This is a genomic window from Bacillus cereus group sp. RP29, assembly GCF_040459765.1.
Lineage (GTDB): Bacteria > Bacillota > Bacilli > Bacillales > Bacillaceae_G > Bacillus_A > Bacillus_A paranthracis.
The window spans coordinates 4372181-4387715 of sequence record NZ_JARVHN010000001.1 but is presented as its reverse complement, the minus strand read 5'-3'; the positions used below and the strand labels follow the sequence as shown (position 1 = coordinate 4387715).

Here is a 15535-nt window from a genome sequence, read left to right as displayed (position 1 = left end):
CAATGATAGCGGCAATACGCCAGTAGTATGTGTCAAATAAGCAATATTGGCATTACTATTTATAGTTGTGAACATGACGAAACTGATTTGTTTCTCAAATTGTCACCTCGTTTTGGAGCATTTGCTTTTCTTAGCTTAATAGTGATGTGGTGCTCCCCTTGTTAGTAGTAATTTTAATATCGCTATGGATAAATTACTTTTAGAACTTTACTTCCGAGAACGAGAATTGTGTAAAGGAGCTGTCCAAATGGAGGGCTTATTTTTTTGCTTAGCGTGATTTTTTCCAACATGCTGGCGGTACCACATTGTTATTAAGCTAGTAATTTCAAGTATCCTAAAAACGGAAACTTCATTATTTTACAGTAATTTATGAGTGTAAACTTTGATAAATTTAAGACTGAATATTTCTATAAATTCTAAATATTTTCTTTTTTGTGAAAAATGATACGTTTGATGTATGAGTTACAAAACTATTAAAGGGGGATTTTTTATGTTTAAGAAATTAGTAGTCGGAGCATTAGCAACAGGTATTGCATTAACTGGGGGGATTGGTGCAGCATCAGCTGATACAGTAAAACCTATTTCAGATAGAGTTGAAAGTATAGTTGAAAATACAAATGAAGTCGAAAGACCATTTGTACCAAATCTTTCAGATAAAAATAATCTTATTGGTGAAAAAGCAGTTGCAGCATTTGATTGGGGATATTCCGGTAGTTATAATTTTTCTACATCAATTCAAGTGAAAAAAACTGCATCTGTAGCAGATAACGGGACTATTGGAGTAGCTATTTAAAATAATAAAAATTTTAATTTTAAAGTTGTAATAAAAAGTTTATCATCAGGAAACACTGTAACCCATAATGTAACAGGAGGGCCAATGAGTGGTGGTAATTACGTTTATAATTACTTTGGTCCTATGAAAGCAGGAAACTATGTTGTAACTCTAGTAAATACAGATGGTTCATGGCACCAAGGAACTGTTTGGCTTGGATGGTAATTAATTGAATGTATTTATTTTTTGAACAGACTTTTCAAAAAATAAAAGTCTGTTCTTTTTAATTCTGCATGTCCCTTTGTTTTCGGGATGCTGATTTAGAGTGCTATCAAGTTAAGAAATACAAATACCTCCAAAACGAGAAAATGTATATTTTTTTGTTTTTGGGTGTTATAAAACTCTTAAGTTGATGGGCATGGGGTAGTACCCGTAAATTGTAAATCTGCAAGTTCTTGATGTTATTTCAGTTTTTTATTAATTTTAATATATTTTAGGTTCATGAGTACTTACTGGGGATATTATTAGAAATGTGTATTGAATTAAATACAAAGTGTATCTAGTATATTGCCTTTTTCTTCCTTGTTGATACCAATATATTTCAGTGTAATTTATAGAGTGCTATGATTGAGTTTTGAGGGACTGCCTTTTGGTGGTTTTTTTGTGTGGAAATTAGAGAACCATTCATGATTTATTTGTGGAATTTTGGTGATAATTATATAGGCAAATATATTTTCTTTATTATAGAAAGGATATGTTTATATGTTATCGAGAGACGAAAGATTACTATTGATTGCTTGGAACACAGAACTAGCTAGTCAATTAGCTTTTATTGCACATTCTTTAGGAGAAGATGAAATGTATACTAAAAAAAGATGCTGTGGAAGAATTAATTAAGGTTGTATATAGGATAGTGTCGGATACTCCGAAAATTTATTCATAGGATGGTATTAGTGGAAATTTAGGAGCGAGGGCTTAGATGCTTCGAAGCCTTATTAATACTGCATCCTATGTGACGAACCAATCTCAGCATTAGATGTCTCAGTCCAAGCAAAAGTCGTAAACATGCTGCAAGACATACAAGAAGAAACAGGTGTCACATACTTATTCATCGCACATGATCTATCTATGGTAAGACACATATCAGACCGAATCGGAGTCATGTACTTAGGAAACATAGTAGAAATTGCCGATAGCGAAGACCTATACACAAAACCGGCACATCCATATACACAAGCACTACTCTCATCCATGCCAGAACCAGATCCAACAAAAACAGGGGAAAATCGGATCATTCTAGAGGGAGAAGTACCAAGTCCACTCAACTCACCATCCGGCTATAAATTCAGAACGCGCTGCAAATTCGCCACTGAAAAATGCGCACAGGAAGTACCGAAGATGGTCGAGATTGCGAAAGGGCATGAGGTGGCTTGTCATTTATTTTAGAGTAGGGGAAAAGCATCGGGGGAACCTGGTGCTTTTTGTTGTTTTACGTGGCATCCAGCTAATAAAGTAAATTATTAGATACGAAATGCTTCTTGTTCAAAAATAAAAAATTTTGATTAACAGTGCTCCGAAATTAAGTGGAGAAATCATCATAACTAATAGTAGTAAATTTGGAAAGGCTTTATCTGAAATTAAACTTCCTATATTTCCATCTCCCCAAAAAAGATTTATAGTTAGAGTGTAAATCTTCCTAAGGAGAGGATATATTGAATAAGAAAAAAAGAGTGAACATTGCTATTTCTACAATTTTATTATTAATAGTAGACTACATATCTTATACAACGTACAGCAAAAATATTACTCAAGATAAAGCTTCAAAAGTAGCAATAAATTATATGAAGGATAAAGAAAATATAGATCTTGTAGTTACTAAAGTTGATATTTTACATGGAGTACGTGATGGTTTTATTGATGTAGAAGGTTATTCTAAAAATGATAAGAAAAAGGTAATCCGCGTTACGATAAACAAAACGCAAAACTATTTAGTCTCCGGTTGGGGATTTAAGGATTAAAGATTACCTATTTAAATACATTGTTCTTTAAACATTTCGTTGTAGTATCTTTTGATTTGAAATAGCTATTTTTATATTATTTCCTAATTTTTCCGTATTGAATGATTTCAATATAAATTAATGTTATCAGATTGATTGAAAACATAATTTGTTTATCGAAGGAAGAGGAAAAAGATAGAAAATTATTGTAATGTTCTTGAACAAGATACAAAATATAGAATAGTGGTTAAGTTTATGCTCTAATTACTACAAAGTGCAAATATTAAAGTGCTTTATAGGGGGATATTGCAAATGGAGAGATGGAAAAAGTTTTCGATGATTGTAGTCAGTATCGTGGTATTTGGTATATTTATAGGATATATGGTAGGAATGTTTTTCAATCCCGGAAGTGACGATAAGCAAATACAAGAGAGAATAGTTGATGCCAAAGGAGAGGAAATTGACAATTTGGCCAACTCTGAGGGTGTCATAATCGACTCTATGCACAAAATGTTGCATCAAAAAGTAATAGCTGATAAAAAGAGTGGTTTTATCGTAATGTCTCCTGAGAATATTAAAAAGCTTCGTCACTTGTTAGATCAAAGCGATAAAATAATGGAAAAAGAAAAATATGTTGAGATTTTAAATCGTTGGGAAAAAGGTGATTTTTCTCAAGCGGTTGAGGAACATGATTATATGTGGGAGCAAGCAGGTGGAGAAAGTGCGGGAAAAGCAAAAAGATTAGCTACTCCAAAAGAAGAAACAGCATATCTCAAAGAACAAAGCAAAAAAGAAGGTTCTAGTACAAAAATAGAATAAAAGGTAATAAAGTGTATAGATTCCTAATAGAAGTGTATCTTATGTTGCAAGCTCCAAAAATTGTGTTATCTACTCTATTGATATTGTTATATTTGGAGAGTAGATAGTAAAAGGGAGATTTCAAATTGAGTTCTCCCTTTTACAATTTACTTGAAAAATAACTTCCCCTTATAAGTTTCTATATAGATGCGCCCGTCGCCCTCTTTTTTTATTTCGCTATCAAAATGTTTTATCCAATCAACAATGCCTCGATCACTTTCTGTGACATTTTCTCTTACATATAGATATGAATGAATTGATTTATACAATGTATAGTTAGTTAAAAGCCTTTGACTAAGAGAAATAGGAGTCTCTGAACTTGGAGTCTCTTGAATTATATATGGAGATGGGAGAATGTTATTACTGTTAACATATGCATAATATTTAGACTGATTAATGGCCCATTTTAGCCATATGATTTGAACTATTATTATAACTATGGTGACAATTTGTTGTGTTTTTTTAAAACTTCGTTCTGGAAAAGAGTAGTAGATGAAAATCGGAATAGCAAATAAACCAACCCAAGCTACCCATTTGTCTATTGGGGTACCATTTATCCAGAAGATAATTCCTAAAGCTTTTGTAAATAAAAATAAACAAACAAGACTTGTGAAAATTATTGATAAATAGTATGTTTTGTTTTTCATGATTTTCTCTCCAAAATATATGTTCCTAAAACGAGTATAAGAGTATTTTACAAAGTGTATATCATATAGATGTAGAGTACAAAATAGTAACTTAAATTAAATATGGCAAGCATAACGCGTTGGTAAGTTTTACTGGCTCCAGCTGAAAATAAAACGCCTATAAGTGGTGCAAATAATCCAATCTTCCAAAATATATTTGCTGAGCCACCTATTTCTAATGTATCTTCATTTACTATAGTTAAAAGAGCGTAAGGTACACAAGCTAAAGATAATATAGCCCACTTGTTCAAAGTGTCACCTCCCTTTCGTTGTTTTAATATAAATAGTAGGAAAAAGTTTTTATGATTTGGAAGTGTATCCTATATATTTGGAATATTAGGCTATAATAAGTTATTATTTGTGCTGTTCATATATCCACCCATTTTTCCCGTTTCGAAATCATATTCCAATGTTTTAGTTTCATATTCAAATTTCATTACTATTGAAACTTTAGTATTATCTTTCCATGAAATTTCATAAAGGTCTGAACTATTAACAATATTAAAATTAGCCACCCTTATTTTTGTTTTCTCTACAAGTTTGTTTTTTTCTTTAAAGTAAATTTTTATGTATTTATCATCGAAGAGATGTCCATATGAAATCCCCGTAATTTCTATGTGACTTGCTTGGTTGGATGACGTATTTTTTACAATTGGTTTTTCGTTTTCTTGAAAAAACAGCCAATAAATAGGATATAGAATAAGTATAAAAATCATACTCATACCTAATAAAAATTTTAATATGCAACCGCCAAAATCGTGGTCTACCATTTTATCATTACATAGCCATTGGCCCATATTAGTTTCACCACTCAACTTTAGGATAATTAGATAGAAAACTTCTAAATGATTTAAAGTATCACCTTGTTTAACCTCTTACTAAGAATAGAATGTTAACTATATTTATAAATTATTATCTTCATTTTGGAAATGATTTTTATACTTCAATTGGTTTAATTTACCACGAAGTGAAAAGAACCGCCAGTGTTTTCGAATGATATCTATATGTATAGATATATGTAAATGTTAGACAGGCTTCAAGTTTTAGTGCAAAACAATAGCTCAAGTATTCTACGGCATTTCAAGGCTTTAAATGAGAGAATACTTGAGCTTGGTGAATCTTATAAAGTAGGTATTTATTTTTCTTAAGTTGATACACATGAGATGTTACCTCTATAATCTTCTTTTTTTCGTTTCATAATGATTTATTATAAATAATACATGTCATAATCAAAAAAGAAGAAAAGTAAATTTGAATATCTTTTCTGTTATAAAGTTTAAAAACCTCTACATATAAGTAGAGGTTTTTAAGTTGCACATTAATGAATTATACTTTTTCAGATAAACGAAGATCATAGAATACATACTTTTAACTAGATTTATTATTAGCTAGTTTATTCCCACCACCAAGCTCCGCCTCAATCTGCGAAGTCTTCGATGACTCATCCATACGCCAATACGTAATAAAGCTGATCGCGATACATCCGGCTACGTAGAAGTAGAATAGTGACTCCATTCCGATACTCTTTAGCCATAATGCGATGAACTCAGCTGTTCCGCCGAATATTGCAACGGTTAGTGCATATGGTAAACCTACGCCAAGTGCGCGAATTTCAGTTGGGAAGAGTTCTGCTTTTACAATTGCGTTAATCGATGTGTAACCAGTAACGATAATGAGGCCGACCATCATAAGTAAGAACGCTACGATTGGTTCTGTTGTTTTTTCCATAAAGAAGAAGATTGGTGCTGTTAGTAATGTTCCGAGAATACCGAATGCCATTAATAGTGGGCGGCGTCCAATTTTATCGGATAATAGCCCCGCAATCGGTTGAAGTACGACGAAAATAAGTAGTGCGATAAAGTTAATCCAGCTTACAACTTCTTTCGGAAGACCGACTGTGTTTACCATGAACTTTTGTAAATATGTTGTGTACGTGTAGAATGCGACAGTGCCTCCTAATGTTAGGCCGACTACTGTTAATACTGCTTTCGGGTGTTTCATAAGCGCGCGAACGGTTCCTGCACTTTCGCGTTTTTGCGACTTTATGTTTGCGAACTGTTCTGATTCATCCATCGTGCGGCGAAGCCATAATACAGCTACTGCACCCATTGCTCCAATAATGAATGGAATGCGCCAGCCCCAAGCTTTCATATCTGGTTCGCTTAGCAATTGCTGAAGAACAATTTGAACGCCTAACGCAACCATTTGCCCAGCAACGAGCGTTACATATTGGAAGCTTGAATAAAAACCGCGGCGACCACTACTAGCCATTTCAGATAAATATGTTGCGGAAGTTCCGTACTCTCCGCCAAGTGATAATCCTTGTAGTAAACGAGCAAGAACTAAAATAATAGGTGCCATAATACCGATGCTTTCGTAACTAGGTGTACAGGCGATAATTAAAGAACCACCGGCCATAACCGTAATCGAAAGCGTTAATGCTGCCCGGCGTCCGTGCCGATCTGCATAACGTCCCATTAATAAACTTCCGATAGGGCGCATTAAAAATCCAACTGCGAAAATAGCCGCTGTGTTCAGTAACTGACTCGTTGGATCTCCTTTAGGAAAGAACTCCGCTGAAAAATAAACAGCGAAAGCAGAGTAAACGTACCAGTCGTACCATTCAATTAAATTACCGACAGAACCTTTGAAAATATTGCCGGCGACTCGATTGGATTTTGCTTGAGCCATACTAATTCCTCCTCGTGCTTATAAATAAAATGATAATTATGAAAGCGTGTTCATTATAGTTGAATTGTACTGTTTGTGGAATGAAATCTCAATATTATGACAATTTTATTCTTTTTGTACTTTATGTACATGGAGAGTTTTAATAGTTGCTTCATTATTCGTTTTGTCATAATAATAGAAAAAGGAGATTGATAGTTTTGAATATTTTATCAAAGGGTATGGGGTATGAAAAAATCACGCAAAGTGTCATTACAAACGAAAATAGTAAGCTTAATTATCGCGTTAATTTTATTTGTCGTTCTCCTATTAGCTGGAATATTTGTTTACATTCAGTCCGTTGATACGAAGCGTCAAGTGGAACAATTAGCACTGCAAACAGCTAAATCTCTATCTTTTATGCCTGCTATAAAAGATGCTTTTCAAAATAACGAGCATAAAAGTACCATTCAATCCATTGCGGAACAAGTTCGTGAGCAAGCTGGTGCCGATACTGTCATTATAGAAGATCGCTATGGGATTATGTATTCGAATTCTAATTCGGAGTTGATTGGTACAAAGAGTAACAATCCATATAACTATGAAGCACTCACCTTTGGTGGTTATTATACACTCGAAGGAAATAGTGTAAGTGGTCCGGCTTTAATGGCGAAGGCGCCCATTATTGTTCATAACGGAGAATACGATCAAGTAGTAGGCGTTGTGACAGTAGAGTTTTTAATAAAAGGTATTGAATCTAACATATTGAGTAGAACGAAAGAAATTATACTCTTCTCCTTAGCTGTATTACTAGCTGGAATTGTGGGTGGCATTCTTTTAGCACGTAGCATTCGTAAAGACACACTCGGTTTAGAGCCGAATGAAATCGCAGCGCTATACCGGGAACGAAGTGCAATATTACTATCTATAAAAGAAGGAATTATCGCCATTGATCAAAATGGTTTTATTACAATGATGAACACATCAGCAGAGGAAATGCTTCATGTAAATGGTGATTATATGCAGCAGCACATTTCAAAAGTTTTACCGGAATTTCATATGGAGAGAGTACTAGAAAACGATCAAGAAATCGCATTTCAAGATAAAGTGTTTATTTTAAACATGACACCAATACTCGAAAATAATAATACGGTAGGCGTTGTATGTAGTTTTAGAGATAAAACAGAACTGCAAAACTTAGTGAATACGATATCTGAGGTAAGAAAGTATTCAGAGGACTTGCGTGCTCAAACGCATGAGTTTACAAATAAGCTTTTCGTCTTATCAGGATTACTTCAGTTAGGGCACTACAGAGAAGCAATTGAATTTATTCAACAAGAATCTAATATTCATCAAAGCCAAAACCATATTTTATTCCATCAAATTCACGATGCGAAAGTACAAGCTATTTTATTAGGAAAAATCGGAACAGCGTCTGAGAAGAAAATTGATTTTCATATTGAAGGAGATAGTGCGCTTCATCCATTACCAGACCATATAAAAGTTTCGCACCTTATTACGATACTTGGAAACATAATCGACAATGCATTTGATGCGGTGAGTGAGCGAGAGGAAAAGAGTGTTTCCTTCTTCGTTACGGATATTGGGCACGATATTGTGTTTGAAGTGATAGATAGCGGAGTAGGAATACCAGCTGAAAAAATCACGACCATTTTTCAAAAAGGATTTTCAACGAAAGGAAACAATCGTGGTTACGGACTAGCAAACGTGAAAGAAATGGTAGATGTACTAGAAGGAACAATTGAGATTCAGAATGAGAAAAATGGGGGAGCTATTTTTACAATTTACCTTCCGAAAACATTGAAAGAAAGTACATAACAAACAGGGGGATGGACATATGTTGAAGGTTGCAATTGCAGAAGATGATTTCCGCGTCGCGCAAATTCAGGAAGAGTTTTTATCAAAAATAAAGGACGTAAAAGTGATCGGAAAAGCATTAAACGCAAAAGAAACGATGGAACTACTACAAAGGGAAGAAATCGATTTGCTTCTATTAGATAATTACTTACCAGATGGAATTGGAACAGACTTATTGCCGAAAATCCATGCTGACTTTCCAAACGTTGATGTCATTATGGTTACTGCGGCGAATGAAAACCATATGCTAGAAAAAGCAATTCGAAACGGCGTAAGCAACTACCTTATAAAACCGGTCACATTAGAAAAGTTCGTTCGCACAATTGAAGACTATAAAAGAAAGAAGCAACTATTACATAGTAGCAATGAAGTAAATCAAGCAATCATTGATAACTTTTTTGGCACTTCACAAACACAAGACATAAAAAACTTACCGACAGGTGTCGATCCGTTAACACTGCAAAAAGTGAAAGGAATTATAAAAGGGTTCGACGAGGGCATTACAATAGAAGAAATGGGGGAGCAAATGGGGGCCTCCAGAACAACCGCAAGAAGATATTTAGAATACTTAGTGGCGACAAACGAATGCACAGTAGAGTATACATACGGCATTATCGGACGACCAGAACGAAAATATCGCATAGGACGAGGACTATGAAAAAACGATTATTACTATGTATATGGATCATGACAGGAGTAATAGCTGGTTGTTCCTCGGAAAAATCCGAAACAAATACAGTAAACATAGAAGAAGTAGAAATCGTTGCGCCGAACGTTCAAGGAGCCGGATGGGACTTAACAGCACGAGCGATGCAAAAAACGCTCGCAGAAGAAAAAATCTTCACAAAACCAATTACTGTCACAAACAAAATAGGTGGCAGCGGTGATGTCGGATGGAAATATACGAAACAAAAAGGCGGTCACGTACTGGCGATTAACTCAAGCTTACTCATAACGAACAACCTACTAGGCCACAGTAAACTAACATATAAAGACTTCACGCCGCTCGCGCTACTAGCATCAGACTGGGAAGTCGTTGTCGTATCAAAAGACTCAAACATAGAAAACGCAAACGAACTAATGGAACAACTAAAACAAAACAAGAAAAACTTCAACATCGGAGTTGCCCCAGGCTTAGGAAACGACGATCACCTATCATTCGTACAAGTAAGCAAAGCCTTCGGCATAAACCCAGCCGAACTACAATTCTTCGTCTATGAAAACAAAGAAAAAATCATAAACGCCCTAACGAACAAACAAATCAGCGCCGCAACCATGACCCTATCCGAAGCCGAAAAACAATACAAAGCCGGCAAAATAAAAATACTAGCCGTATCCGCACCAAAACGACTAGACCGACTACCAGAAATCCCAACATGGAAAGAACAAGGAATCGACGTCATATTCCAGCACTGGAAAGGCATTATGGGCCCAAAAGATATGACGGAGGAAGAGGTTGCTTATTGGGATGGTGTTATTAAGAGGATGGTTGAGAGTGATAGTTGGAAGGAGATTTTGAGGGAGCGGGGTTGGGAGAGTTTTTATAAGGGGAGTGGGGAGAGTATGATATTTCTTGAGCAGAGTAGTCAGGAGTATGGGGAGCTAGTGGGGAATAATAGGAATTAGTAGATCATACAGTATGGCGTATGATTTTTCTTTTATACATAGTTTGGTAAAATAGTAGTAATTGTAATTTATTGTAACGGTGGGGATGAAAATGTTAGAGCAACTCATAATTGAATTGGCTAAATTAACGGAGCAGGTTGAAGATATAAATGGTGATAAAACTTATTTGGTTATAAATAAAGATGATGAAAGATTATACGTTGAAGCTAAATTTTTACGTGAGCAATATGAAGAGGAAGCATCACCTTATTTTAAAGTGAGTTTTGAAATTCTTAAGGATGCTTGGAGAAAATTTATCGCTATGCGTACAGTAAATAGTGAAGATTTTGGACAAGCGTGTGAATGTAATACTTTCTTGGTAGCTTTCTTTTCACAGCTTCCATTTGTGGATGTAAAAGAATCGGGAGCTATTACATTTAAAGAATTCAAAACCGATAATCTACCAAGCGAAAAATACGATAAAGTCATGCTCTTTTTAGAAGAGATCATGAATGGTACATATAATCCAAGTACGTTACGTGAACAAACGGATGAAAGTTTATATAGAGTGAAATCTAATGCGCGCCAAGATTTAAGATTGTTGGGCTTTTTGAATGAATCTCATGAAATGAATCAGTTGCTATTAAGCGAATGTGTTCAATCGGAAGATAAGAAAAGCTACATGGCACAGTTAGTTTTAAAACAAGAATATTTCCGTCATGCTTTATTTGTTCTTGGATTGTTAGAGAAGTATTCAAAGAATGAAAAGAAATTAGCTCTAGTTGATTTGGGAATGACAATTGTCCGGAATTCATTAGGGGATAATTTGATGGTTGAATCGGTAGCGAGGCGGCGTACGAATAATTTACTAGATTGGCTTGAACAAGCGGGACTAGTTAATGATGAATGGATTTCTGTTGAACAATATGTAAAAGATGATGGGGAAAAGGGCGGTAGTATGAACAGTAATTTACGTGAAGGATTTTTAAGGATAATGGACGGTTATCTAGATGCAAAAAAGGGGAGTGCAAAAGGGCATAAATTGGCTGAATTGGTTCGAAAGGACATAACGACAGAAATTAAGTGTTTACCTTTTATGAATGACAGTAAGCACATCGTTACTGGCTCGGTTGGACAAGGGAATTGGGCATCTATTCCGTGGATTGCTATTATGAATAAGGATATTACCAAATCGACTCAGAGGGGATACTATATCGTTTATTTATTTAGTGAAGATATGAAAAGATTGTATCTAACTATAGGACAAGGGGTAAAAGATACGCCTAACGAAGAAATGGAGAAGATTAAGCAAGAAGTTCGTCAACATATATATATGTCTAAAAAGGTGAAGAAAGACGATAATATTTTCCTTGGTACAAGTTCAAGAGCGATGGATTATGCAAATTCAACAGCTGCCTACATTGTATACGATGTGAACAAAATGCCAGTTGAGGTTGAGTTAGTAGAAGATTTAAAAGAAATGCTTCACTACTATGAGGGATTCATTAACTATAAAGAGAAAGGTATTAAGTATGAAGCAAGTTCTGAGAGGAAAGAAGTTCATTTAGATCAACAATCAATTATCGATCATGTGTCCTCTTATATTCAAAGTAAAGGTTTCTTTTATGAGAAAAAGGATCTTATTAATTTCTTCCTTTCATTAAAAACAAAGCCATTTGTAATTTTATCAGGTATTTCAGGTACAGGGAAAACGAAAATTGTTCAGTGGTTTGCGGAGAGTTTAGGAGCTACGGAAGAGAATGGACAATTTACACTTATTCCGGTTCGACCTGATTGGAGTGATAGTTCTGATTTGCTTGGGTATGTGAACCTTCAAGGGGAGTTTCAAGACAGACCGTTAATTAAGGTGCTTAAAGCTGCAGATGCAAATCCAAATAGACCGTATTTTGTAGTGTTGGACGAGATGAATTTAGCTCGAGTGGAATACTACTTTAGTGATTTTTTAAGTGTAATTGAAAGTCGTAAATGGAAAGATGGAAAAATTGTTACATCACCAGTACTTCCAGAATCAATTACGAATAAGCACATTACGATTCCATCAAATATATATATTATAGGAACGGTAAATATGGATGAAACGACACATCCGTTAAGTAAAAAAGTATTAGACCGTGCGAATACAATTGAATTTAATACCGTTAACTTAGATTATTTTAATTTTTTAATGGATATGGAAGAGAAAGAAGCTGAAATTGCTTCAAATAGCTCTTTAGCAACCAAGTATCTTCATTTAAAAGAATGCTTTAAAGAAAACGAAGATCTTGTGAGAAATATCTCAACTATTTTAATAGAAATAAATAAAACACTTGAATCAGTTGGAGCTCAAGTTGGGTATCGTATACGAGATGAAATTTGTTTCTATATGGCATACAACGAACAAGGAAAGCTATTATCGTTTGATGAAGCGCTTGATTATCAAATATATCAAAAGATTTTACCGCGTCTTGCAGGAAGCGATGGAAGAACAGAAGAGGTATTAAAACAGTTGTATGTATTATGTGCAAATGAAGAATATGATAGCGGTAATAATGACGCTTCATATGCTAAATATCCTCGTTCAGCGAACAAGCTGTCTCATATGTTAAGGAGGTTCGAGTATGATGGTTTCACCTCTTTCTGGATCTAATAATGAAATGGAGCTAGTTAAGATTGAAACAGATGAACTATCATTGACGATTAAAGGAAATCCTTATCATGAAAAATATGAGAGCTTAAAAGAATATCACGCTATGAACGCGGATGAAATGATGTATTTTCATGTAGATGGGAAGACGGAATCCGTTTCTGTATTTGATGCGAGATTGCAGGGGTTAGACGAATGGAACGAACACCCGCCAATCTTTTTTGAGAATAGAAGTTATCAGCTTGTTGTTGTTCCGAAAAATAATAAGCAGCTCTCTTTTTATCATGAACATCCGGGTTTTCGAAAACAAGTTAGTTCTATTCAAATGGGGTCACTTCATGTGTTAATGGGGAATCTTTCGTTTCCAAATGAAGTAGGAAATACAACATTTGAAATTAAAGATGATCAAGATACTTTATTAACCATAACATTTGAAGTTTTCCCGGCAAAACTGGATTATAAGGATGATTACAGAGCTTTATTAAATGAAGTAAATGATGAAATCTATAATTTAGCATTTCATTTACTAAAAAGAACTTATTTAGGAGCATCTGCAATTTATGCTACAAATCCATCGAAGAGTGAGTTCTATCGTATTTTAAATGATTCCTTTGAGCGATTTATGAAGTCGATTTCTCATATAAAAAGACAACCCCATCATATGCTTATGACTAGACATCAACTTGTAAGAGGAGAAAAAATTCATAAACTGGATTCTGTCGGAATGAACTATTTGCGAAAGCGACCACACTTGCTGCAAGGAGAAAAAAGTATACCGACTAAAGGGATTACAGCTTATAAGGAAGTTTCTTATGATACGCTGGAAAATCGATTTGTTAAATGGATGATTCAAAGAGTCGTACATCAAATAGATGATTTACTTAAGGCGCTAGAGCCAAAGTCTAAATATACACGTGGTGTAACTGATGAAGATTTGCTAGAGCGTGTAAAAAATATGAAGTATCGAATGAAAAATGAATTGAACGATCCATTTTGGAGCGGAATCGGAAAATTAGATCGCTCAGTCTTTTCACTCGTTATTCAAATGGCTGCAGGCTATCGAGATGCGTATCAAATCTTCTTAATGCTATCGCGAGGTTTAACATTACGAGGACAAATTTTCAAAATGTCGGTAAAAGATGTCGCAAGGTTATACGAATACTGGACGTATTTAAAACTCGGACAAATTCTATCTAAAAAATATATACCGCTTCATCAAGATGTTATTCAAGTTAAACAAGATGGTTTATACGTAACGCTTGATGAAAGTAAAACTGCAAAAAGAACGTTCAAGCATCCAGTCACTGGTGAAGTAATAGAACTGTATTTCCAGAAAAGGAACGGTAGACTGCCAACAGTTACACAAAAGCCAGATACGATGCTCGCTATAGAGAAAAAGGGAAAGAGCTATCAATATCAATACATTTTTGATGCGAAATACCGAATTGATTTTGCTGAAAGGTCTCATTATAAAAAGAAGTATGGTACTCCTGGCCCAATGGAAGAAGACATTAATACAATGCACCGCTACAGAGATGCATTAGTTGTGGAACAAGATGGACCTTTTGAGCGGACAGCTTACGGAGCGTACGTATTATTCCCATGGAACCAAGAGGGAGCGTACGAGAACCATCCATTTTATAAAAGTATTGAAAAAGTAAATATCGGTGGCTTTCCATTCTTACCAAATGCAACAAGACTAGTCGAACAATTTCTAGATCATCTCATTGAAAAAAGCCCAGAAGAAATTATAAAAGAAGGTATTCTCCCAAGAGGGACAAAAGAAGAATGGCATTCATCACTAGAAGAAAAAGTATTAGTGGGCAGCGTGAAAACTGAAAGTGATTATGAAACGTATAGAAAGAATGGCGTATATCAATTACTAATCAAACAGCTAAAACCAGGATGGCAAGAAGCGAAGTACATAGCATTATATGCACCGAAAAAATGGTACGGAGAAAAAGGTGGAATTCAATACGTAGCTAAAATCAAGAACATTCAAATGCAACAAAACGATAATTATGTACATTTCGAACTAGAACCATGGAAAAAACTAGACCATCTCATCCGCCCAGTAGGATATGGCATTCAAACATACACAATAACAACTATGTCGTTATTAAAAGAAGTACAAGAACTCCCAGAACTCTTCATGAAATCAAAAGAAGAAAGAACTCTTTGGAAAACGCTACGTCGCTTTACGAAGCAGGTTAAGGTTGAGTTGGATCATAACAACTTAGATGAGGCCTCTTCTATTAAGAGTTATTATGTGCAGGATGTTCAGATTTGGGTTGATTATGAGAATGGGGTTGTTATGGTGAGGAGAGATGGGCGAGTTAAGGAAGTTCCTTTGGAGTTGGCTGTTGGTAGGGGTTCGGTGTTGTTTAAGGAAGTTTTAGAGGTACTAAATGTTAGGGAGTAGTAAAAG

General features: G+C 34.9%; 13 protein-coding genes and 2 pseudogenes. 10 read left to right on the top strand and 5 right to left on the bottom strand.

The genetic code is table 11. From position 1 onward, the window contains the following. The first annotated feature begins 490 nt into the window (after positions 1-490). Entirely contained in the window at positions 491-793 is a 303-nt protein-coding gene (locus tag QCI47_RS23295; protein ID WP_232514392.1) for a hypothetical protein, read from the top strand. A 521-nt stretch (positions 794-1314) separates the two neighbouring features. Here the strand turns inward: QCI47_RS23295 and QCI47_RS23290 are convergent. Further along, positions 1315-1404: pseudogene (locus QCI47_RS23290) on the bottom strand (tyrosine-type recombinase/integrase); the annotation flags it as partial. Positions 1405-1534: 130 nt separating this feature from the next. Here QCI47_RS23290 and QCI47_RS23285 point away from each other — a divergent pair. The 4 genes and pseudogenes from QCI47_RS23285 to QCI47_RS23270 all read left to right on the top strand — a co-directional run bounded on the left by QCI47_RS23285 (position 1535) and on the right by QCI47_RS23270 (position 3588). Further along, positions 1535-1669, top strand: coding sequence for a hypothetical protein (locus QCI47_RS23285; protein WP_262727251.1), 135 nt, complete (start codon positions 1535-1537; stop codon positions 1667-1669). A 108-nt stretch (positions 1670-1777) separates the two neighbouring features. Beyond that, a pseudogene (locus QCI47_RS23280) lies at positions 1778-2218 on the top strand (oligopeptide/dipeptide ABC transporter ATP-binding protein); the annotation flags it as partial. A 266-nt stretch (positions 2219-2484) separates the two neighbouring features. Further along, on the top strand, positions 2485-2790 hold the full coding sequence (locus QCI47_RS23275) for a hypothetical protein (protein ID WP_309422374.1): 306 nt from the start codon (positions 2485-2487) through the stop codon (positions 2788-2790). 291 nt (positions 2791-3081) lie between these two features. Beyond that, the gene (locus QCI47_RS23270) at positions 3082-3588 is read left to right on the top strand and encodes a PRK06770 family protein (RefSeq protein ID WP_193635050.1); all 507 of its coding nucleotides are present in this window, start codon (positions 3082-3084) and stop codon (positions 3586-3588) included. Between the two features lie 146 nt (positions 3589-3734). On the opposite strand, the gene QCI47_RS23265 is transcribed toward QCI47_RS23270, so the two are convergent. The 4 genes from QCI47_RS23265 to QCI47_RS23250 all read right to left on the bottom strand — a co-directional run bounded on the left by QCI47_RS23265 (position 3735) and on the right by QCI47_RS23250 (position 7004). Continuing rightward, positions 3735-4274: a hypothetical protein gene (locus QCI47_RS23265; RefSeq protein WP_309422373.1), complete on the bottom strand. Its 540-nt coding sequence runs from the start codon at positions 4272-4274 to the stop codon at positions 3735-3737. A gap of 47 nt (positions 4275-4321) precedes the next feature. Beyond that, the gene (locus tag QCI47_RS23260) at positions 4322-4564 is read right to left on the bottom strand and encodes a hypothetical protein (RefSeq protein ID WP_001045660.1); all 243 of its coding nucleotides are present in this window, start codon (positions 4562-4564) and stop codon (positions 4322-4324) included. Positions 4565-4654: 90 nt separating this feature from the next. Beyond that, positions 4655-5110, bottom strand: a complete 456-nt coding sequence (locus QCI47_RS23255; RefSeq protein WP_309422372.1) for a hypothetical protein — start codon at positions 5108-5110, stop codon at positions 4655-4657. 571 nt (positions 5111-5681) lie between these two features. Next, positions 5682-7004, bottom strand: coding sequence for an MFS transporter (locus QCI47_RS23250; RefSeq protein ID WP_309422371.1), 1323 nt, complete (start codon positions 7002-7004; stop codon positions 5682-5684). A gap of 225 nt (positions 7005-7229) precedes the next feature. Here QCI47_RS23250 and QCI47_RS23245 point away from each other — a divergent pair, with 225 nt between their 5' ends. The 5 genes from QCI47_RS23245 (at position 7230) to QCI47_RS23225 (ending at position 15529) form a co-directional block, all read left to right on the top strand. After that, positions 7230-8819, top strand: coding sequence for an ATP-binding protein (locus tag QCI47_RS23245; RefSeq protein ID WP_242230783.1), 1590 nt, complete (start codon positions 7230-7232; stop codon positions 8817-8819). Between the two features lie 19 nt (positions 8820-8838). Next, positions 8839-9516, top strand: a complete 678-nt coding sequence (locus tag QCI47_RS23240; RefSeq protein WP_309422370.1) for a response regulator — start codon at positions 8839-8841, stop codon at positions 9514-9516. After that, positions 9513-10484: a tripartite tricarboxylate transporter substrate binding protein gene (locus tag QCI47_RS23235; RefSeq protein WP_309422369.1), complete on the top strand. Its 972-nt coding sequence runs from the start codon at positions 9513-9515 to the stop codon at positions 10482-10484. The genes QCI47_RS23240 and QCI47_RS23235 overlap by 4 nt, the downstream gene beginning before the upstream one ends. Before the next feature lie 91 nt (positions 10485-10575). After that, positions 10576-13110 (top strand): McrB family protein, encoded by a 2535-nt coding sequence (locus tag QCI47_RS23230; protein ID WP_309422368.1) that lies wholly within the window; start codon positions 10576-10578, stop codon positions 13108-13110. Continuing rightward, entirely contained in the window at positions 13085-15529 is a 2445-nt protein-coding gene (locus QCI47_RS23225; RefSeq protein WP_309422412.1) for a DUF2357 domain-containing protein, read from the top strand. Before QCI47_RS23230 ends, QCI47_RS23225 begins: the two co-directional genes overlap by 26 nt. Positions 15530-15535: the final 6 nt, after the last annotated feature.